Origin of the sequence: Variovorax sp. SRS16, from assembly GCF_901827165.1 — a bacterium.
Taxonomy (GTDB): Bacteria; Pseudomonadota; Gammaproteobacteria; order Burkholderiales; family Burkholderiaceae_C; genus Variovorax.
Genome location: NZ_LR594666.1, coordinates 4,909,546 through 4,928,896 on the forward strand (window position 1 = coordinate 4,909,546; position 19,351 = coordinate 4,928,896).

17 protein-coding genes are annotated in these 19,351 nt (G+C 67.3%); 6 read left to right on the forward strand and 11 right to left on the reverse strand.

Going from position 1 to position 19,351, the window contains the following annotated elements:
• Nucleotides 1–23: 23 nt before the first annotated feature.
• Genes E5P2_RS23725 through E5P2_RS23740 form a run of 4 tightly spaced genes read right to left on the reverse strand, consistent with a single transcriptional unit; the run spans nucleotide 24 to nucleotide 5,786 of the window.
• Nucleotides 24–1,607, reverse strand: a complete 1,584-nt coding sequence (locus E5P2_RS23725; protein WP_162569586.1) for an acyl-CoA carboxylase subunit beta — start codon at nucleotides 1,605–1,607, stop codon at nucleotides 24–26.
• Nucleotides 1,604–2,977 carry an acetyl-CoA carboxylase biotin carboxylase subunit gene (locus E5P2_RS23730; RefSeq protein WP_162569587.1) on the reverse strand — a complete coding sequence of 458 codons (1,374 nt, stop codon included), beginning with the start codon at nucleotides 2,975–2,977 and terminating at the stop codon, nucleotides 1,604–1,606. Before E5P2_RS23730 ends, E5P2_RS23725 begins: the two co-directional genes overlap by 4 nt.
• A 2-nt stretch (nucleotides 2,978–2,979) precedes the next feature.
• Entirely contained in the window at nucleotides 2,980–4,542 is a 1,563-nt protein-coding gene (locus tag E5P2_RS23735) for an acyl-CoA carboxylase subunit beta (protein ID WP_162569588.1), read from the reverse strand.
• On the reverse strand, nucleotides 4,539–5,786 hold the full coding sequence (locus E5P2_RS23740; RefSeq protein ID WP_162569589.1) for a CaiB/BaiF CoA transferase family protein: 1,248 nt from the start codon (nucleotides 5,784–5,786) through the stop codon (nucleotides 4,539–4,541). Before E5P2_RS23740 ends, E5P2_RS23735 begins: the two co-directional genes overlap by 4 nt.
• A gap of 255 nt (nucleotides 5,787–6,041) precedes the next feature.
• On the opposite strand from E5P2_RS23740, the gene E5P2_RS23745 reads away from it, so the two are divergent.
• The 5 genes from E5P2_RS23745 to E5P2_RS23765 all read left to right on the forward strand — a co-directional run bounded on the left by E5P2_RS23745 (nucleotide 6,042) and on the right by E5P2_RS23765 (nucleotide 10,099).
• Nucleotides 6,042–6,737: a GntR family transcriptional regulator gene (locus E5P2_RS23745; RefSeq protein WP_162569590.1), complete on the forward strand. Its 696-nt coding sequence runs from the start codon at nucleotides 6,042–6,044 to the stop codon at nucleotides 6,735–6,737.
• A 4-nt stretch (nucleotides 6,738–6,741) separates the two neighbouring features.
• Nucleotides 6,742–7,914 carry a CaiB/BaiF CoA transferase family protein gene (locus tag E5P2_RS23750; protein ID WP_162569591.1) on the forward strand — a complete coding sequence of 391 codons (1,173 nt, stop codon included), beginning with the start codon at nucleotides 6,742–6,744 and terminating at the stop codon, nucleotides 7,912–7,914.
• Between the two features lie 40 nt (nucleotides 7,915–7,954).
• Entirely contained in the window at nucleotides 7,955–8,176 is a 222-nt protein-coding gene (locus tag E5P2_RS23755; protein ID WP_162569592.1) for a biotin/lipoyl-binding carrier protein, read from the forward strand.
• Nucleotides 8,177–8,179: 3 nt separating this feature from the next.
• Nucleotides 8,180–9,400 carry a CaiB/BaiF CoA transferase family protein gene (locus E5P2_RS23760; protein WP_162569593.1) on the forward strand — a complete coding sequence of 407 codons (1,221 nt, stop codon included), beginning with the start codon at nucleotides 8,180–8,182 and terminating at the stop codon, nucleotides 9,398–9,400.
• 99 nt (nucleotides 9,401–9,499) lie between these two features.
• Entirely contained in the window at nucleotides 9,500–10,099 is a 600-nt protein-coding gene (locus tag E5P2_RS23765; RefSeq protein ID WP_162569594.1) for an NADPH-dependent FMN reductase, read from the forward strand.
• 105 nt (nucleotides 10,100–10,204) lie between these two features.
• Here E5P2_RS23765 and E5P2_RS23770 read toward each other — a convergent pair whose 3' ends face one another.
• Genes E5P2_RS23770 through E5P2_RS23800 form a run of 7 tightly spaced genes read right to left on the reverse strand, consistent with a single transcriptional unit; the run spans nucleotide 10,205 to nucleotide 18,121 of the window.
• The gene (locus E5P2_RS23770) at nucleotides 10,205–11,014 is read right to left on the reverse strand and encodes a carboxymuconolactone decarboxylase family protein (RefSeq protein ID WP_162569595.1); all 810 of its coding nucleotides are present in this window, start codon (nucleotides 11,012–11,014) and stop codon (nucleotides 10,205–10,207) included.
• The gene (locus tag E5P2_RS23775) at nucleotides 11,011–12,234 is read right to left on the reverse strand and encodes an SDR family NAD(P)-dependent oxidoreductase (RefSeq protein ID WP_162569596.1); all 1,224 of its coding nucleotides are present in this window, start codon (nucleotides 12,232–12,234) and stop codon (nucleotides 11,011–11,013) included. The genes E5P2_RS23770 and E5P2_RS23775 overlap by 4 nt, the downstream gene beginning before the upstream one ends.
• 22 nt (nucleotides 12,235–12,256) lie before the next feature.
• On the reverse strand, nucleotides 12,257–13,015 hold the full coding sequence (locus E5P2_RS23780) for an SDR family NAD(P)-dependent oxidoreductase (RefSeq protein ID WP_162569597.1): 759 nt from the start codon (nucleotides 13,013–13,015) through the stop codon (nucleotides 12,257–12,259).
• Between the two features lie 14 nt (nucleotides 13,016–13,029).
• Entirely contained in the window at nucleotides 13,030–13,992 is a 963-nt protein-coding gene (locus tag E5P2_RS23785; RefSeq protein WP_162569598.1) for an acyl-CoA dehydrogenase family protein, read from the reverse strand.
• A 1-nt stretch (nucleotide 13,993) separates the two neighbouring features.
• The gene (locus E5P2_RS23790) at nucleotides 13,994–15,190 is read right to left on the reverse strand and encodes an acyl-CoA dehydrogenase family protein (protein ID WP_232080812.1); all 1,197 of its coding nucleotides are present in this window, start codon (nucleotides 15,188–15,190) and stop codon (nucleotides 13,994–13,996) included.
• A 14-nt stretch (nucleotides 15,191–15,204) separates the two neighbouring features.
• Nucleotides 15,205–17,346 (reverse strand): acetate--CoA ligase family protein, encoded by a 2,142-nt coding sequence (locus E5P2_RS23795; protein ID WP_162569600.1) that lies wholly within the window; start codon nucleotides 17,344–17,346, stop codon nucleotides 15,205–15,207.
• Nucleotides 17,347–17,350: 4 nt separating this feature from the next.
• On the reverse strand, nucleotides 17,351–18,121 hold the full coding sequence (locus E5P2_RS23800) for an enoyl-CoA hydratase/isomerase family protein (RefSeq protein ID WP_162569601.1): 771 nt from the start codon (nucleotides 18,119–18,121) through the stop codon (nucleotides 17,351–17,353).
• A gap of 347 nt (nucleotides 18,122–18,468) precedes the next feature.
• Between E5P2_RS23800 and E5P2_RS23805 the strand changes: the two genes are divergently transcribed.
• Nucleotides 18,469–19,350: an SMP-30/gluconolactonase/LRE family protein gene (locus tag E5P2_RS23805; RefSeq protein ID WP_162570630.1), complete on the forward strand. Its 882-nt coding sequence runs from the start codon at nucleotides 18,469–18,471 to the stop codon at nucleotides 19,348–19,350.
• The last annotated feature ends 1 nt before the right edge of the window (nucleotide 19,351 follow it).

The window sequence follows — 19,351 nt, forward strand, 5'->3', positions numbered from 1 at the left end:
CTTGGGGCGGCCCGGCGCTGCGCTCATGGCCGAACCCCGAAGCGGGCCTTGGGCCCGAGCTTGGTCGGCAGCGTCGAATAGGCCGTCTCGATGAAGCGGCAGAGGTAGGCGCGGGTTTCGCGGGGATCGATGATGTCTTCGAGCGCAAAGGCCTCGGCCATCCGGAACGGCGAGGTCAGCGCGGCCAGTTCCGCTTCGATCTCGGCTTCGCGCACAGCGGGATCCTCGGCCGCTTCGATCTCGCGGCGGAATGCGGCCCGCGCGCCGCCCTGGACCGGCAGGTTGCCGATCTCCGCACTCGGCCAGCCGATCTTGAAGTTGATTCCGGCCTTGTCGCAGGCGGCCATGCCGGCCATCCCGTAGCACTTGCGAACCACCAGCGTGAGCGCCGGAACGCTGGCCTGCATGCCGATGTACACCGCGCGCATCCCATCGCGCAGCGTGCCGGCCGCCTCCGCATCGGGCCCGACCAGAAAACCCGGCTGGTCCACGAGGTAGACGAGCGGGATATGGAAGGTATCGCAGAGCTCGACGAAGTGGCCTTGCTTGCGCGCGGCGCGGCCGTCCATCGCGCCGCCGTACACCATGGGATTGTTCGCCACGATGCCGACCGGCCGCCCGCCCAGCCGCGCGAAGCTGGTGATGATGCCCTTGCCCCAGGACGGCTGGATCTCGAACAGCGAACCGCGGTCGAAGACGGTGCGCAGGATGCGCCGCATGTCGTAGGGCTTGCGGCGATCGCGGGGGATGATGGAGGCGAGCAACTCGTCGCGGCGATCCACCGGGTCATCGCAGGCGAGGACCGGCGGCATCTCCCAGACGTTCTGCGGAAGGTAGGAAAGAAAGTCGGCGATCGCCTCGAGGCAATCCGCCTCGTTGGCCACGACGTTGTCGATCGTGCCCGCGGCGTCGACGGCCATCTTCGCGCCGCCGAGCTCCTCGCGCGTGACCTTGCGGCCCATCGCGCGCTCGACGATCGGCGGTCCGGCCGCGAAGACCTGGCTCTGGCCGGCCACCATCACCGACCAGTGCGCAAGAATCGCCCGGCCCGCGGGACCGCCCGCGGCCACGCCGACCACGGCGCTCACGACAGGCACCAGGCCCAGCAGCTCGACCGATTTCTCGAAGCCGTGCACGCCGGGGAACACGGCGTGGCCGCGCTTCTTGATCGAGGCGACGCTGCCGCCCGAACCATCGATCAGGTTGACCAGCGGAATGCGGTAGTTGGCGGCCATGTCCTCGATGAAGCCGCCCTGCCCGCCCTTGCGGCGATCGCCGCCCCAGCTGACGCCGCCACGCACGGTGAAGTCTTCTCCCCCGACCGCGACGGCGCGGCCGCGGATGCGGCCGATGCCCATGACATAGGGCGCCGGCACGACGGACTGGATCCGGCCATCCCGGTAGTCGGCCGTGCCCGTGATCTTGCCGACCTCCTGGAAGCTCCCGGCGTCCATCAGGCCGCCGATGCGCTGGCGGATGGTGAGGCGTCCGCCGGCCGTGTACCTGGCCACCGATTCCTCGCCGCCCAGGCACTCGGCCCACGCGCGCCGCCGTTCGAGTTCCCCGATCTCGGCGGTCCAGTCGGATGTCGTGCTCTCTGCGCTCATGTGCTGCTCCTGCTTTTCTTCGCGGCGTCGATGCAGGCCTGCATCAGACCGGTGTGCACCTTGCCCTGCTGGAAGTCATCGCTGGCCAGCACCAGCTGGATCGCAGGGATGTTCGTCTTGACGCCGGCGATGTCGAACGCGGCCAGCGCCTCGCTCAGCTTGCCGATCGCGGCATCCCGCGTCGGCGCATGCACGATCACCTTGGCGATGAGCGAGTCGTAGAACGGCGTCACCGCATTGCCTTCGGCATAGCCGGTCTCGATGCGGATGCCCTCGCCCGAGGGCGGCCGGAAGGTCGCGAGCGTGCCGGTCGACGGGAAGAAGCGCAGCGGATCTTCGGCGCAGACGCGCGCCTCGATGGCATGGCCCCGCACATCGATCGACGGCGGCAGGATGTCGGGCAGGCGTTCGCCGGCGGCGCTTCGGATCTGGGCCGCCACGAGGTCCACGCCGGTCACCTCTTCGGTCACGCCGTGCTCCACCTGAAGACGGGTGTTCATCTCCAGGAAGCTGAACTCGCCGGTCGAGGACAGCAGCATCTCGAGCGTGCCGATGTTGTCGTAACCGGCCTTCGCCAGCGCCGCCGCAGCCTGCGTGATCACCTGCAGACGCCGGCTCGCCGCGATGCCCGGCGCGGGCGCCTCCTCGATGACCTTCTGATTGCGCCGTTGCACGGAGCAGTCGCGATCGAAGAGATGGACCACGTTGCCGTGCGCATCGCCGATCAGCTGGATCTCGACGTGCCGCGGTTGCACCAGAAGCTTCTCCAGGTAGACGTCCCCGACACCGAAGCCGCGCTCGGCGGCCGATCGCGCGGTGCGCAATGCGTCGTCGAGCTGGGCGAGCGAGTCGACGCGCAGCATGCCGATGCCGCCACCGCCGGCCGCAGGCTTCACCATGACGGGAAAGCCCAGCTCCGCGGCGCGCTCGTGCAGGTCCGGGTCGTCGACGCCGATCACGTCGGTGCCGCGGCCCGTCGGCAGGCCCCAGGCCTGCGCGAGCTTGCGGGCGTGGGTCTTGTGGCCCATCTCGCGGATCCACTTCGGCGAGGGCCCGATGAAGCAGAGGCCGGCATCGATCACGCGCTGCGCGAAGTCCGCGTTCTCGGCCAGAAAGCCGTAGCCGGGATGGATGGCATCGGCCCCTGTCTCGCGCGCGGCGTCGATGATCTTCTCGATGCACAGGTAGCTCTCGCGCGGCGCGGCCGGCCCGATGCCGACCGACTGGTCCGCTTCGGCGACATAGGGCAGATCGCGATCCGCTTCGGAATGGACGGCCACCGACGCGATGCCGAGCTGCCGGAGTGCGCGAATCACGCGCGACGCCACGGCGCCTCGGTTGGCCACCAGGACTTTGTGGAATGCCGCCATCTTCAGAAACTCGTGGGCCACGCGCGCAGCAGGTGCTGGCCGATGCCGTTCGTGAGCTTGAGCGAATGGACCTCGAGCATCCGGATGAGATAGTCGCGCGTCTCCTCGGGACGAATGACGTTCTGGACGGCGTAGGTGCGCGCGATCTCGTAGGCCGTGTTGTTCTTCTCCATCTCGGCGAGTTGCTCGTCGAAGCCGGGGTCGCCGGGCCGGGTGCCGTGCACGACGGTGGCTGCGAACTGCGGCGTCATGAAGCTGACTTCGGCGGTGGGCCACGCCGCGACCTCGTCGGAATTCTTGCCGCCGCCCATGTTGAGATAGGCCTGCCCGAAGGTCTTGCGGATGATCACCGACAGCTTGGGCACGGTGACGAGCTGGAGCGCATTCATGAAGTTGACGATCTTCCCGGTCGCCTTTTTCTTCTCGGCCTCGATGCCGATGACGAAGCCCGGGGTGTCGACGAGCAGCACCAGCGGCACATTGAAGGAATCGCACATCACCATGAAGGCGATGGCCTTGTCCGCCGCATCCGCGTCGAGCACGCCGCCCTTGAAGAAGGGGTTGTTGGCCAGGATGCCCACCGACTTGCCGCCGATGCGGGCCAGCGCCGTGACCAGGGTCTTGCCGTACTTCGGCTTCAGCTCGAACACCGAGTCCAGATCCACGATCGAGGCGATGAGCTTCCTCATGTCGTAGACCTGGGCGCGATTCGGCGGCACCAGATCCATGATCTCGGCCATCTTGCGGCCCGAGCCTGCAGGGATCGGCTGCTCCGGCGGACATTGGTTGTGGTGCGAGGGCAGGTAGGAGAGGAAGCGCTTCGTCGCGTCGATCGCGTCTTCGTCGCGGTCCACGACCATGTCGATCAGGCCGGTGAGCTCGGTGTGGATCTGCCAGCCGCCGAGGTCTTCCGCATCGACCTTCTGGTTGGTCGCGAGTTCGATCAGGCGCGGGCTCGAGACCGCCATCACCGCGCCTTTGCGGATGACGCTGAAGTCCGAGCAGCAGGTGTAGAGAAAGGAGGAGCCGTAGCAATAGCCGAGCACCGATGCGGCCCACGGCGTTTCGCGCATGCGCTGGTATTGCGCCGGATCGTTGCCCAGGCCGAGGCCCATTCCGCGGGCGCCCATCGTGTCGGGCAGGCGCGCGCCCGAGGACTCGCCCAGGAACACGATCGGCATGCCGCGCTGCGTCGCAACGCGCTTCATGTGCGCCACCTTGCGCACATTGGTGGCGCCGCTCGATGCACCCAGCACGGTGAAGTCGTTGGAGACCACGGCTGCCCAACGGCCGTCGATCTTGCCGTAGCCGGTGATCTTGCCGTCCGCCGGCGTGCGATCCTCGTCTTCGCGCGAATGGGTCGAGGTTGCGAACAGGCCGGATTCCGAGAAGGTGCCGGCATCGAACAGCCGGTCGATTCTGGAGCGTGCGTTCATGACGCCGGCCAGCTGCCGCTTCTCGATCTTCGCTGCGCCGCCCATGGCCAAAGCGATGGCGCGGCGCCTCTCGAACTCCTGGTCCAGGCTCTTCTTGAACTCCGACGGACTGGCAGAACTGCTGCTCATGAAACTTCTTTCTCGATGATGGAGGGGGTGGTGGGCGACGCGACGATGATCCGGTCGCGCTTCAGTTCGGCGATCTCGGCGGCACCGAGGCCGAGGATCTCGGCCAGCACGTCCGCCGTGTCTTCGCCCACGCCGTGGCCGGTGTGCCGGACGGCTCCCGGCGTATCGGACAGCTTGGGAACGACACCCGCGAGAACGACCGTGCCCAAGGTGTCGTCGGGCACGCGCAGCAGCATGTCCCTCGCCTCGAAATGCGCGTCCTTGAAGATGTCGGCGACCGAATAGATCGGGGCGGACGGCACGCCGCCCTCGTTCAGCGCCGCCACCACGTCGTCGAGCGCGTGGGTCCGCACCCAGCCGGCGATGATGTCGTCGAGCACTTCTTCGTTGGCCGAGCGTGCCAGCTGCGTCCGATAGCGGTCGTCGTCGGCCAGTTCGGATTGCCCCATGGCCGTCGCCAGGCGCGCGAACACCGCGTCGCCCATCGCGGTGATGTGGATGTGGCGCTCGTCGCGCGTGACGTAGGTGTTGTTCGGCGCGGAGTCCGGCAGCCGGGCGCCCGCGCGTTCGGCGATCACGCCCAGCTGATCGTAGGTCGGCACGTGCGGCTCGATCAGGCTGAAGGCCGATTCGTACAAGGTCGCATCGACGACCTGCCCGCGCCCCGTGCGGCTGCGCGCAAAGAGGGCCATCATGCCGCCGAGCGCCCCGTAGAGGCCCGTTACCTCGTCCGTGACGGATGCCGCGATCCGCGCCGGCGCGCGGTCGGGGTCGCCGGTGAGGTAGCGCAATCCGCTGAGGGCCTCGCCGATGGCGCCGTAGCCGGCCCGCTGCGCATAGGGCCCGGTCTGGCCGAAGCCGCTGATCCGGATCATGACCAGACCCGGATTGCTTCGGCTCAGCGTGTCGTAGCCCAGCCCGAGCCGCTCCATCGTGCCGGGCCTGAAGTTCTCGATCACGATGTCGGAGCGCTCGGCCAGGCGCGCGACGATCGAGCGGCCTTCGTCGCTCTTCAGGTCGACGGAGATCATCCGCTTGTTGCGGAAGATGCTCGCGGCATAGAGGGACTTGCCGCTGGCCCGCTTGCCCATGCTGCGGACCGCGTCGCCCTCGGCAACCTCCACCTTGATGACTTCGGCGCCGAAGTCGGCCAGCAAGCGGCCGCAAAAGGGCCCTGCAACGCTGGAGCCGAGCTCCAGCACGCGAACGCCCGCCAGGGGGCCGCCGCTCTTCTTGTCCGTCATGCGTTTTTTGTCTCCGTTGCAGCGCGCTGCCTGCTCGCAGGCATGCAGCACCGTGGTCGTGAATTCAATGTACGAGATCGTGGACAACTATGTCAACACTGAAAACACTAGCCTGATAATTTTCAGTGTCCACAATATTGTTCATTACAATCGACGCGACTCGATGCCGCTAAGCTGCGGTCCCTGAAGCGCAACGCACCGGGTCGATGCCGGCATGTGCGTCGGCGCGAGGCTCACGCACGAAAGGACGAAGAAGTGAAAGCGAAGAAAACTGTCAAACCGGAGAGCCCGAAGCGCGGCAGCGCCCGGGTGGAGCAAGACATCGTTCAGGTCCTGCGAGATCGCATTTCCCTCCACCAGATCCCGCCCGGCGCCAAGCTGCTCGAAGGCGAGCTCGCGGAGGAATTCGGGGTCTCGCGCACCCGCGTGCGCGAGGTGCTCACCGAGCTGGAGCTGCGTGGCCTGATCAAGCGCGAGCCCAATCGGGGCGCGATCGTTTCCCGCCTGCAGCTGAGCGAGGTCTTCGAGATCTACGACGCGCGCGAAGGACTGGAGGGAATGATCGTGAGGCTGGCGACGCTCAACAAGCCGCCGGAGTACTGGCAGTCCTGGGTCGATCAACTGAAGGTCGGCGGCCCTTTGGAGAAGCTCATCGAGTCCGGCGATATCGAAGGCTACTTCTCGAACTACGAACGGCTCCGCGGCGAGCTGATTGCGGCCGCCAACAATGCGGTGCTCGCCGGCATGCTGGACAGCATCTTCGAAAAGACGCGCGTCATCATGCGCCGCGTGCAGATCCTGCCCGGCCGCGCGGCCATGGGACTGGTCGAGCAGCGCGCTTTCGTTGCGGCCATGCGCGAAGGCGATGCGGAAAAGGCCGAGCAGCTGCGCCGCCAGAACATCCGCAGTGCGGTGGTCACCTTGAAGCGTTTCCAGCACTACGTGCTGTGAGCCCATGACCGTCCCGCCGACATGCGACCCCCCTCGCCCGCCGCCGCTGGCCGGCGTGCGCGTGCTCGATCTGTCCCGCCTGCTGCCGGGCCCTCTGTGTGCGCAGCACCTGTGCGAACTGGGCGCCACGGTGATCAAGATCGAGGATCCCGGCGCGGGCGACTATGCCCGCCCCGCGATGAGAGAGCTGGTGAATCGCGGCAAGATCGGGTTGACGCTCAACCTCAAGTGCGATGAAGGGCGCGAGATCTTCTTTCAGCTGCTGGCGAATGCCGATGTCGTGCTGGAGGGATTCCGCCCGGGGGTGATGCAGCGCCTGGGCCTGGACTACGCCGAGCTCTCGCGCAGGCGGCCGTCGCTGGTGTATTGCGCCATCTCCGGCTACGGCCAATCCGGTGCCAGGCGGCATGCAGCCGGCCATGACATCAACTACCTTTCCCGCTCGGGCGTTCTCGACATGACGGGCGAAGGGGGCGGCCCGCCGGTCATCCCGGGCTTCCTGATCTCGGACATTCTGGGCGGCACCTTGAGCGCGGCGACCGGCATCCTCGCCGCGCTGGTCGAGGCGCGTCAGACAGGCCGAGGCCGGTTCATCGACGTCAGCATGACCGACGCCGTCATGGCGCACAACGTGCTGCCGCTGGCCGAGTACAACGAATCGGGTTCGGTGCATGCGCGCGGCACCGGCTCGCACACGGGCGGGGCCGCACGCTACAGGACCTATGCCGCCCGGGACGGGCGCTTCCTCGCCGTCGGCGCACAGGAAAAGAAATTCTGGGACCTGCTCTGCGACGCGCTCGAACTGCCCGAGCTCAAGCCCTTGCACAGCCCGGACGACGCGCGGGCGCCCGACGTGGAGCGGCTGTTGCGCCGCGCCTTTGCCACCCGCGACGCCGCGGACTGGCTATCGGTCCTCGAGCCGCTCGATTGCTGCGTCACGGCCGTCCGGTCCTTCGAGGAGGCGCTGAGGGACCCGGATTTCCGATCGCGCGGAACCGTGCGTGCACCGGCCGCGGATGCTCCGATGAGCCTCGGCCTGCCTTTCGTCGTCAGCGAGTTGGCACCTTCAGCCCCCAAGGCCGCGCCACGCCAGGGCGAGCACACCGACACCGTGCTCGGCGAACTGGGTTTCGGCCGCGACACCATCGCCTCGCTGCGCAGCCGGGGCGTCATTTGAATTTCGACAACCATCTCGACAAGACCCAGGAGACGTCAGCATGACCCTACGTGAAATCAAGTCCGAAATCACCGGCTCGCTTTGGAAAGTGTTGAAGGTGCCCGGCGACCGCGTCGCCGAGGATGACCCCCTCATGATCCTCGAATCCATGAAGATGGAAATCCCCGTGATCGCGGATGCGGCCGGGATCCTCAAGGAACTCCTGGTAGCCGAGGGCGAGTCGGTGTCCGAAGGCCAGGTCGTCGCCAGAATCGAGACCTGATCCGTGGGGCCGCTCAACGGATACCGCGTGCTCGAGCTCGGATCTACCGCTGCCGGGCCGTTCTGCGCCCGGCTGCTCGGAGACTTCGGTGCCGAGGTGATCAAGATCGAATCCGAGGAAGGCGATCCGATCCGCCATCTCGGCGAGACCGTCAACGGAAAATCGCTCTACGCAGCCAGCATCGCGCGCAACAAGCACATCGCATCGATCGACCTGCGCCGCCCCGAAGGGCGTGCGCTGATCCTGAAGATGCTGCCGGCCTTCGACGCGGTGGTCGAGAACTTCCGGCCCGGCACGCTGGAGCGCTGGGGCTTGTCCTATGACGAACTCAGCCGCGTCCGGCCCGGTCTGATCCTGACGCGAATCAGCGGCTATGGACAGACCGGACCGTACCGCCATCGGCCCGGCTACGGCGTCATCGGCGAAGCGGTCAGCGGCCTGCGCCACATGATCGGAGAACCGGACCGGCCACCGTCGCGCGCCGCGGTGCCGCTCACCGACTACATCGCCGGGCTCTACGCCGCGTTCAGCACGGTCATGGCCTTGCTGCACCGGGAACGAACCAGCGAAGGACAGTCCATCGACGTGGCGCTCACCGAGGCCGCATTCAGCTTCATGGAGAGTTTCGTGCCCGCGTTCGACAAGCTCGGCAAGATCGGATCGCGCACGGGCTCCCGTCTGCCCAACAGCGCACCGAACAATCTGTACCCCACGCGCGACCACGACCACATCCTGATCGCCGCGCTGGCCAACCCGATCTTCCGCCGGCTCGCGGCGGCGATGGAGCAACCGGACCTGGCCATCGACCCGCGCTTCGCGGACCAGGCATCGCGCAATGCCCATGAAGATGCCCTGGACGGCATCGTGAGTGCATGGACTTCGACCCGGGATCTGGCCGAGCTCGAGCGCATCCTGCAGGCGGCGGACGTTCCCGCGAGCCGCGTGTTCACGATGGCCGACGTCTTCCAGGATCCGCAATACCGTGCGCGAAACATGCTGCAGGTCGTGGACGACGAGGACATCGGCCCCGTCACGCTCGCCGGCGTGGTGCCGCTCATGTCGGGCACGCCGGGCAGCGTCCGCTGGTCCGGCCATCGGGTCGGCCAGGATACGCGCGAGGTGCTGTCGACCTTCGCCGATGTCGACAGCGCCGAGCTCGATGCGCTCGTCCGTCAAGGCATCGTCTTCTGCGGCGAAGCGGCGGCGGCGGTGCCAACGGTCTGATGAGCGAGCGGGCCGGCCTTCGTCGTGCGCGCTCGCCGCTGGACAACGCGCCGGGCTTGTGTTCTTCTCGGTGCGCATTCCCGATTCGAAAGACACCGCGTGGACGCGCTCGATATCCTCATCATTCCCGGCAGCGCGCGCGCAGGCTCGCTCAATCGCAGGCTGGCCGCCTTTGCCGCCCGCAGCGCGGGCGACGCGGGCCTGCGGGTCCGCGAGCTGGACCTTCGCGCCTTGAAGCTCCCGCTCTACGACGGCGACCTCGAGGCCTCGTCGGGCGTGCCGGAAGGCGCCCATGAACTGGCGCAGGCGATCCGCGAAAGCGATGGCCTCCTGCTCGTCACGCCGGAGTACAACGGATTCCCGACGCCGCTGGTCGTCAATGCCTTCGACTGGCTGTCGCGGATCGCGGCGACGCCATCGCAACCCGCGGGCCTGGCCGTCACCGCCAACAAGCCGGTGGGCCTTCTGTCCGCATCGCCCGGACCCGGAGGTGCGCTGCGTTCGATGAATTTCTTGCGCCAATACCTGCAGATGGCCTTCGCGATGCTGGTCGTGCCCCAGCAGTTCGCTCTGTCCCGCGCGCACGAGGCCTTCGACGAGGCCGGTGGCCTCCAGGATGCCAAGGCGGCACGGTCGGTGCAGACCGTGCTGGCTTCGCTGGCCGCGCTGGCGCAGGCGCTCAAGACGGCGGCGCGATAAGGGGACCGATGGCAGCGCGCGCACCCCGCCAGGCACGTGCAGCGCGACGGCCGTTCCCCTATCGGCTCTTCTGCACGCGCGGTCCCCGCCCCGGAATCGCCGCACTCAGGGCTTTGCTTGATTTCCTTGCGACGCGGATCGGCAACCGCTGAGCGGCGCGTGTGTCTGCACCGCCGGGGTCTCGATGCTGCGCCATACATTGACGCCCAATGCGGTGCCATGCACCGCCAGATGGGCACCCATCTGGATGGCTTGCAGCAGCTCGGCCGCTGTCAGCCCTTGCGCCAATGCGGTGGCCACGATCTGCCGTATCGCGCCGGGGTTGAAAGCCGTGAAGCATGCATGCAAGGCCAGCTGTACCAGGCTGCGCTCTGCTGGCGTCAGGCCCGCGCCGGGGCGGCCTTGTTCGACGAAGTCGAGAAGCACCTCGGCATAGCCGGCGTCGAGCCGCGCCACGGACGTCAGGGCGATGGCATGCGCGGGACCGAGCCTGTCGATGCGGGCCTGGAGTTTCCCGTCGATGGCCGCCACCTGGGTCAAGTCGGTGAACTCGGCCAGGATGTCGGTGGCCTGGCAGACGCTCGCCACGCCTTGCACGGCCACCAGGTGCAGCACATCGACAATATCGGCCTGTGTCGCCCCCACTTCGCGTGCTCGCGTCATGTGAGTGTGCAGGCCGGACTCGAAGAGATGGGACGAGGAAGTGTCGAGCGCCACGTAGATGAGCTCGACCATGCGCGGCGTCAGCGGCCCCGTGCGCGCGGGATAGCCGGCATAGCGTGCGTAGTGCTGCACGAAGCCGGGGCAGGCCTGCAGCAGGGTCTCGGTCCATGGGCGCCAGTAGCCGCGCTCGGCGATGAAGAACTCCTTGATCTGCGCGCGCTCGGCATCGGCCGCACTGTCCGGCATGCTCATGGCGATTCCTTTGGAGCGACGCTCCGGCCGATGAGGGTTTGGCCCGTGAGGTACTGGGCGGCAGGCCCGCAGACGAAACGCAGCAGCGGATGCAGCGACTGCGGATCCACATCGCCCGGCACTTCCAGCGCATTGACGCGCAGGGCACGATGGCCCCACTCACAGGCGAGGGTCGAGACCAGCATGCGTGCCGCAGCGCCATCGCCGGCGTGCTGCCAGCGATCGACCTTCCGTGAAGGCAGCAGCACGGTCAGGCTGGCCTGCTGCGCGCAGCGGGCGGCAAAGCGCGCGGCAGCCGCATGCACCGCCTGCAACAGGCCGGCCGATTCGCAGGACAGCGGCGACAGGTCGAGGCAGGCTGCATAGTGCGGCTGTCCAATGGCCGGCTGCGCCACGTCTTGCCACGGTGCAGCATCGCCGCCGCAGACCTCGAGTTGCATCGGCATGTCCAGGGCCTGCGCAGCCCATGTGGCGGGCGCCAGGGCCTGACTGCCGCCATAGATGGACGAGCCGCCATCCACCGGCAGCACCTGCCCACTCAGAGGTTGCGCGCCGGGGCTCGCCAGAAAGTACAGCGCCTGCGCCATTTCCTCGGGCGCGGCCATGCGGCCGAGCGGAATCTTGGCCAACGCGCGCTCGGGCTTGAGTCGGCCGGCCTGGATCAGTCCATCGACCAGTTCGGTGCGCACGAATCCCGGGGCGAGCACCGTCACGCACCAGTCGGGTCGCGCTTGCGCCAAGGCCAGCGTCTGGGCGATGAGTCCCGCCTTGCTCGGACTGTAGGCGCCACGCCATGGAATGGCATGCAGCCCGGCGCCGGACGCGACGTTCACGATGCGTGCGCCGGGCTTGAGCAGGTGCGTACACGCATCGACCACCGCCGCCGGCGCGGCCAGATTGAGCGCGAGCAGGCGGCCCATCTGCGCCGGGCTTTGTTCAGCCAGCGGCGTATTGGACGCATCGGACATGCCGGCGTTGTTGAGGATGGCGTCCAGCGCGGGTGTGCCATCGCCCAGGGAAGCGATCTGCTGCGGGTCGGTCAGGTCGATGGTGCGCAGCACATGCGCGGCCGAAGCAGGAGCGGGCAGGCTTTGTCCCAGCGTGTGCAAGGCCTGCTCGTTGTGGTCGACCAGCACGCATTGCCAGCCTGCGCCGGCGAACAGTCGAGCGGTGTCTCGCCCGATGCCGGAAGCGGCGCCGGTGATCAGAACCGTCTGCATTTGTGCGTCCGTCCCGCAGGAATCAGATGTTGGTCAGCGTGATGCCGCCATCCACCGTCAGCGCCTGCGCCGTGATGAAGCCCGCGTCATCGCCGGCCAGGAAGCAGATGCTGCGGGCGATGTCTTGCACGGTGCCCAGGCGCCCCAGCGGCGTGCGGGCAATGCGGTTGGCGTCGCGCTCGGCGTTGCGGTTGCGCTGTGTGCCTTCGGTGGGAACGGCCGACGGGCACACGGCATTGACGCGGATGTTGCGCGCACCCAGCTCTGCGGCCGCAGCGCGGGTGATGCCCAGAATGCCCGCCTTGATGCCGGAATAGACCACGGAGTTGGCGGCCGAGCGCAAGGCGGCCACCGAGGCCACGTTCACGATCGAGCCACCGCGCTCCGGGTCCATCACGGCCACGGCTTCCTGCAGGCCCCAGATCACGGACTTGAAGCCCACATCCAGCATGCGCTCCACGGTCTCCGGCATGATGTCGGGGATGGCCTGGTAGCGCACCCACGCCGCGTTGTTGACCAGGATGTCGAAGCGCTTGCCGTGCGCGAACGCGCGCTGGATGGCATCGCGAATGCCTTCGCGGCTGGCAATGTTCTGCACGATGCCAAAGGCTTGCCCGCCCTTGGATTCGATGTCCTCCACCACGGGGGTCACCAGTTCTTCCTTGAGGTCGTTCACGCAGACGATGGCGCCACGAGCGGCCATCTGCAAAGCGGTTTCGCGGCCGATGCCGGCGCCCGCGCCGGTGATGAGGGCCACGCGGCCGAGCAGATCCTGGTTCATTCGTATTCCTTGGTTCACACGGACTGGATGAAGTCCCGGCCGACTTGCCGGGCGAGCGCGCCCGAGCCCCATGCGGCATCGAACTTGCGCACTTCGCGCAAGGCGTAGTGCAGGGGCACCTCCCAGGTGAAGCCCATGCCGCCATGCAGGTGGATGGATTTCTCCAGCACGAACGCCGCGCTGGCCAGGGCATTGGCCAGCACCGGCCGCGTATCGCGCACCCTGTCGTCTTCATCGGTGCGAAGCACGCGCTGGATGCCCGCGTTGGAGGCTTCCTGCAACAGGCGCATGCGCGCCAGCAGGTGGCGCACGGCTTGTTTGGCCGACAGCGGACGGCCGAACTGCACGCGGGTCGACATGTACTCGGCCGTGGTGGTCAAGGCGCCTTCGGCGGCACCGTTGACGAGGCTGGCAATCAGGATGCCGCTGTCGCGCTGCAATGCCGCGAACGTGGCGGCATCCAGCGCGGCCAGCACCTTGGCGCCGTCCAGCATCAGCCACGACTGAGGATGCTCCGGGTCCAGCGCTTCGTCGTTCTGGATCTCGACCGAGCCCAGGTCCAGCAGGGCAGCGCCGCCCCGGCCGTCCGCGACCAGCACCCAGTCGCAGTGCCCGGCGTGGCGGGCGTGACCCGCCAGCTTGTCCTGCAGGTTGCCTTGCAGCGCCCAGGTGGCCACGCGCTCGCCGCCGACCAGTTCTGCTGCCAGAGGCGAATCGCCCAGCGCCTTGGCGATCAGAATGGTTTCGAGCAGCGGCCATTGCAGCCGCAGCCTGCCCGCTTCGGCCACGATGGGCACGGCGAACTCGATGCCCAGTGCCAGACCGCCGGCGTCTTCGCGCGCGCACACACCGCACAGGCCGGCGTTGGCCAGAACCCCGGCGGCGTCACGGAAGTTGCGGGTCTGCGCATCCGTGATCGCCTCGGCGGCAGCCTTGGCAAACTCTTCGGGCTTGAGATCGTTGTCCGGCGTGCTCATCTCAGAGGTCCTTCGGCAAGTTCATGATGCGTTGCGCAATGATGTCCAGCTGCACTTCGGTGGTACCGGCGTAGATGGTCTCGGCGCGGGCGTAGAGGTAGGCCGTGGTGAAGGCCTTTCGGGCGCGTTGTGCCAGCGCACTGGAACGCGGGTTCACATGCGACACGATGGACAGCGCCAGCCCCATGAAGGCCTGATGGCACTCGGACCAATGGAGCTTGGTCAGCGAGCCGCGGGCGCCGATCTTCTCGCCCGCCATCATCAGGCTCACCGTGCGCTCGACCAGGCCCTTGAGGGCGTCGATCTCGCCCACCACGTCGCCGATGCGGCGCTGGTAGTAGCCGTCGTCCAGCAGCTTGACCAGCTGTGGGTCGGACTTGCACGCGGCGATGAGCTGACGCAGCTCGCATTCGAAGCGCCATGCACGGTACATGCGGTTGGTCGCGCGTTCGATGGACAGCACGCGGATCGCCGCATTCCATCCCTCGTCCGGTGCGCCGAGGCGCGCGCTGTCGGGCACCACCACATTGTCGAAAAAGACTTCGGCAAACGAGTCCTTGCCGTCGATCGACTTGATGGGCACCACCCGGATGCCGGGCGTGTCCATGGGCACGGCAAACATCAGCAGACCCCGGTGCTTGTCTGCCACCGTGCCGGTGCGGGTCAGCAGCAGGCAGTAACGCGCCTTGGCCGCACCGCTGGTCCAGATCTTCTGGCCGTTGATGCGCCACGTGCCGCCCTCCTGCACGGCCTTGGTACGCAGGCGCGCGAGGTCGGAGCCCGCGTCGGGCTCGGAAAATCCCTGGCACCAGTAGTCGCGCATGGAAAGGATGCGCGGCAGGAACAACTGCTTCTGTTCTTCCGTGCCCACGGTCTGGATGATGGGGCCCACCAATTCCTTGCCGATCGAGCTCACGCTCTCGGGCATGGCCAGCGCGCCCACTTCCTTGTTGACGACCAGATGCTCTCGCAGAGTCAGGCCCAGGCCGCCATAGGCCTTGGGCCATGTCATGCCCGCCAGGCCCGCGTCGTACATGGACGCCTCCCAGTCGCGGCACTCATCCAGCGTGGGCGTGCGGTAGTCGACGCTGTCCGCACGCATGTGCTCGGGCAGATGGGCGCGAAGCCATTGGCGCGCGTACTGGCGATAGACGGCCGGGCCTGCAGCGGCATCCGGAATGGCCGGGTTCTTTTCCATGTGCATGAGAGCCTTCAATGTGCAGGGCGATGGCCGGAGGTCGGCACCATCAGCGCGTCCAGAACGAGGACGCCCTCGCCTTCGGGCCTGACCAGAATGGGGTTCATGTCGATCTCGGCCACATCGGCGGCATGGCGGCACGCGAACTCCGAGAGTCTTGCCACGGTGCGGGCGGCCGCGGCCACGTCCGCCCTGGCCTGACCGCGGGCGCCGTCCAGCAGCGCAAACATCCGGAGGCTGCGGATCATCCGCAGGGCTTCCTCTTCGGAGACGGGCGCCACCTGCACCGCGACATCCTTGAGGATCTCGGCATGGATGCCGCCCAGCCCGACCATGACCACCGGACCGAACACGGGGTCGCGCGAGACACCCGCGATCAGCTCCACGCCGCCGCGGACCATCGGGGCCACCAGCACGCCGTCCAGGCGCGCCTGCGGCGCATGCTTGCGGGCATTGGCCATGAGACGGTCGTACGCCTGCCGCACGGCATCGTCGTCTTGCAGGTCCAGCGCCACACCGCCGATCTCGGTCTTGTGGGCGATGTCTTCCGACGCGATCTTGAGGACCACCGGGTAGCCCGTGGCCCGGGCGCTGCGCACGGCATCGTCGGCCGAAGTCACCACCTCCTCGCGCGGCACGCTGATGCCGGCAGCCGCCAGCGCCTTCTTGGCATGGAACTCGTTGCGGAACACGGCGGCATCCACGCTGTCCACCGGGCCGCCATAGGCAGCGGCCGTGGGCAAGGTGGTGAGCTGGCCGAGCCTGACCAGACCTGCCAGTCCACTGGCTGCCGCTGGAATGGTGGGGAACACCGGAATGCCCAGCGCATTGATCTCGGCCACCGCATCGGCCGGGCCCTGGCTGATGATGACCAGCAGACGGTCGGGGTGGCTGGCGCGGATCCTGGACAGCGCCTCCAGGTACACGCCGCGCAGGCGCGGGTTGTACAGCGACAGGGCCAGCAGCAGCACGAGCGTGCTGCCGTTGGAATCGTCCTGCAGTGCCGTCAGCATCTTCAGCAGAATGTCGGGCCGCGCCGACATCTGGGCCGACGCATCCACGGGGTTGTGGGTGCCGGCGGTCGGCACGGCCTCGCGGATCAGTGCCTGGGTCGCGTCAGCGAGCTGCGGCAGCGTCATGCCGGCCTGCACCATCGCATCCGCCATCATGATGCCGAACCCGCCGGAAGCCGCCACCAGCGTCACGGCGTCGGTGGTGGGCAGACGCTCTGCGCGCAGCAGCGCAGCGGCATGGCCCACGTCGAGCAGCTCTTCGAACGAGCGCACGCGCAGCACGCCATAGCGGCGAAAGACGGCGTCGAACACCGCGTCGGAACCCATCAACGCGCCGGTGTGCGAGGCCGCTGCGGCCTGGCCTTGCTCGGTAGCGCCGATCTTGAGAACGATCACCGGCTTTTGCTGCTGGCGCGCCATGTCCAGCGCCTCGATCAATCGGCCGGCATGGCGGCAGGTTTCCATGCAGCACAGGATGATGCGGGTGTCGGGGTCCTGCGCCAGTGCGGCAATGCCGTCGGCCACGTCCACATCGGCTTCATTGCCGGTGGCAATGAAGCGACTCACACCCAGACCGCGCGCGGCCATGTTCCGCATCGTGAAGCTGCCGATGTTGCCCGACTGCGAGACGATGCCCACCTGCCCGGCAGGCGGCAGGCTTTGTTCCAGCGCGATGGAGAACGAGCCCACCAGCTTGTCCACCACATTGACGGTGCCCAGACAGTTCGGGCCCAGCAGCCGCATGCCATGGTTGCGCACCACGCGAACCAGCTCGGCCTGCAGGGCCGCGCCCTCGGGGCCGGCCTCGGCAAAGCCGGCCGACAGCACGATCACGCCGCGCACACCGCGGCTGGCACAGTCGCGAACGGCCTGCAGCGTGGCTTCCACGGGCACCGCCAGGATCGCCATCTCCGGCGCCGTGGGCGTATCCAGGATCGAGGCGTAGGCCTGCAGCCCCTGGATGGTGCCGCCCTTGGGGTTGACGGGATAAATGGCGCCGGCATAGCCGTACTTGCGCAGCAACTGGACGGGGCGGCCGCCGATCTTGGTGATGTCGTCGGAGGCGCCGATGACCGCCACGCCATCGGCCTTGAAGAATGCGTCCAGCCCGGCGCCCGGGGCTGCTTGAGCCTGGGTCAGCATGTGCTCAACGCCCTTTGAAAACCGGCGCGCGCTTCTCGAGGAAGGCCATGCGGGCTTCGCGGGCGTCCTCGGTCCTGGACAGGGCCACGGTGAACTCCTGCTCGAAGCGATAGGCATCGCGCTGCGGCATCACATCCACCATGTTGGCGGCACGCTTGGCATAGGCGATGGCCAGCGGCGCCTTGGCGGCGATCTCACGGGCGAGCGCCATCGTCACGGGCAGCAGATCCTTTTCAGACAGCACATCCTCGATCACATTGCGCTTGAGCAGGTCGTGCGCGGTCAGGCGCTGGCCGGTAAAGAACATGCGGCGCAAGGTGGAGCGGCCGAACAAGGTCTTGAGCATGGAAGCGCCGCCCGCGAGGCCGACGTTGATCTCGGGCATGCCCACGGTGGTGTTCTCGGAGGCATACAGGATGTCGCAGGCCGCGGCCAGACCGAAGCCGGCGCCCAGCGCGGCGCCATTGATGGCGGCAATCACGGGCTTGGCACATTCGCGGATGGCGTTGCCGGTTTCGCGGGTGATGCGGTTGTGCTCGAGAAAGTCGCCGGCGATCTCGGTGCTGGGACGATCCTTCAGGTCGGCGCCCGCGCAGAACACGCTGCCGGAGCCGGTCAAGACAGCACAGCGGATGTCCTCGCGCTCGGAGATGGCGTCGAACGTGGCCACCATCTGGCGGCGCATGTCCCGGTTCAGTGCATTGACCGGCTTGCGATCCATGGTGACCAGCCCCACTCCGTCGGAGACTTCCAGACGAACCCATTCATCGCTCATACACCACCTCTATAAGAAGCCAGCTTGCTGCGGCACAGATCAGAAAAAGGCACTGGCTCGACAAACAGCCCGCTGCTCGCAGGAAGTGCTGTGGTGGCTCCGGAGGCGGAGCAAGCTTGCGCTGGTTTGTCTCAGTGTCGATATGCTCGATCGATTGTAGAAGTGGCATTCGAATTGATTTCCGATCAATTCGAGAGAGAGTTCTGCAGAAAATGAAGCATTCGCCGGCGAATGGGCGGACACCGGGTTGCTACCATGCGTCGGAATCCGATCCATTGGAGCGGACTGATTCCATCAGACTATCTTGAATTAATGATGCTTCAATTGGCAGATTGGCGATCGAGAAAATGGAAATCCAGCGCCTCGGCGACTTGAAGACGGCATTGGGCGAGTGCCCGGTGTGGCACGGGCAGCAACTGTGGCTGATGGACTGCCGCCTGGGCCTGATCCTTGCGCTGAACCCGGGCACCGGTGCAGTGACGGCACGCCATGAAGTTCCTCCGCCCCTGGGCTCCTTCGCGTTCAACGGCGACGACGGCGACTGCATCGTGCTGTCGCTGAAGGAGGAGATCGCGGCGCTGAACCTGCGCAATGGGCAACTGCGCACGCTGGCACGGATCGAAGCCAGCCACCCCCACCTGCGACTGAACGACGGCATATCCCTCGCCGACGGCAGCTTCGTGGTCGGCACCATGCATGTGTTTCGTGAGCCCGGCGAGGCCCCGCTGGGCGGCCTGTACCGGCTGGACACCCGCCTGCATCTGCACAAGCTCGACGATGGACTGGGCATCACCAACGGCCCCTGCGTGAATCCGGTCAGCGGGCGTCTGCACGTCGCCGACAGCGCCGCGAGGGTCATCTATTCCTACGAGATCGCAGCAGACGCAACGCTGGCCGACAAGCAGGTGTTCGTCCGGACCGATGACCAGGACTCCGGGCCGGACGGCTGCTGTTTCGACGATGAAGGCGGGTTGTGGACCGCGCTGGTGCGCACGGGCGCGCTGGCCCGCTTCGACATGCAGGGTCGGCTCACCCACAAGATCGACCTGCCGGTGGCCCATCCGAGTGCCTTGTGCTTTGGCGGGCCGGAGATGGCCGATCTGTTCGTCACGACGATCAGCGACAGCGGTCGCCTGAGCGCATCCGGCCCTTTGGATGGTGCGGTGCTCAAGCTGACCGGCTCGGGCTTTCGGGGGGCTGCTCGCCCCGTGTGCCGCATGCCCGTATAGG

What these genes read in the sequence shown, in the direction of transcription:
- E5P2_RS23725 (WP_162569586.1), bottom strand. Translation starts at nt 1,607, where the DNA reads ATGAGCGCAGAGAGCACGACATCCGACTGGACCGCCGAGATCGGGGAA.
- E5P2_RS23730 (WP_162569587.1), bottom strand. Translation starts at nt 2,977, where the DNA reads ATGGCGGCATTCCACAAAGTCCTGGTGGCCAACCGAGGCGCCGTGGCG.
- E5P2_RS23735 (WP_162569588.1), bottom strand. Translation starts at nt 4,542, where the DNA reads ATGAGCAGCAGTTCTGCCAGTCCGTCGGAGTTCAAGAAGAGCCTGGAC.
- E5P2_RS23740 (WP_162569589.1), bottom strand. Translation starts at nt 5,786, where the DNA reads ATGACGGACAAGAAGAGCGGCGGCCCCCTGGCGGGCGTTCGCGTGCTG.
- E5P2_RS23750 (WP_162569591.1), top strand. Translation starts at nt 6,742, where the DNA reads ATGACCGTCCCGCCGACATGCGACCCCCCTCGCCCGCCGCCGCTGGCC.
- E5P2_RS23755 (WP_162569592.1), top strand. Translation starts at nt 7,955, where the DNA reads ATGACCCTACGTGAAATCAAGTCCGAAATCACCGGCTCGCTTTGGAAA.
- E5P2_RS23770 (WP_162569595.1), bottom strand. Translation starts at nt 11,014, where the DNA reads ATGAGCATGCCGGACAGTGCGGCCGATGCCGAGCGCGCGCAGATCAAG.
- E5P2_RS23775 (WP_162569596.1), bottom strand. Translation starts at nt 12,234, where the DNA reads ATGCAGACGGTTCTGATCACCGGCGCCGCTTCCGGCATCGGGCGAGAC.
- E5P2_RS23780 (WP_162569597.1), bottom strand. Translation starts at nt 13,015, where the DNA reads ATGAACCAGGATCTGCTCGGCCGCGTGGCCCTCATCACCGGCGCGGGC.
- E5P2_RS23785 (WP_162569598.1), bottom strand. Translation starts at nt 13,992, where the DNA reads ATGAGCACGCCGGACAACGATCTCAAGCCCGAAGAGTTTGCCAAGGCT.
- E5P2_RS23790 (WP_232080812.1), bottom strand. Translation starts at nt 15,190, where the DNA reads ATGGAAAAGAACCCGGCCATTCCGGATGCCGCTGCAGGCCCGGCCGTC.
- E5P2_RS23795 (WP_162569600.1), bottom strand. Translation starts at nt 17,346, where the DNA reads ATGCTGACCCAGGCTCAAGCAGCCCCGGGCGCCGGGCTGGACGCATTC.
- E5P2_RS23800 (WP_162569601.1), bottom strand. Translation starts at nt 18,121, where the DNA reads ATGAGCGATGAATGGGTTCGTCTGGAAGTCTCCGACGGAGTGGGGCTG.
- E5P2_RS23805 (WP_162570630.1), top strand. Translation starts at nt 18,469, where the DNA reads ATGGAAATCCAGCGCCTCGGCGACTTGAAGACGGCATTGGGCGAGTGC.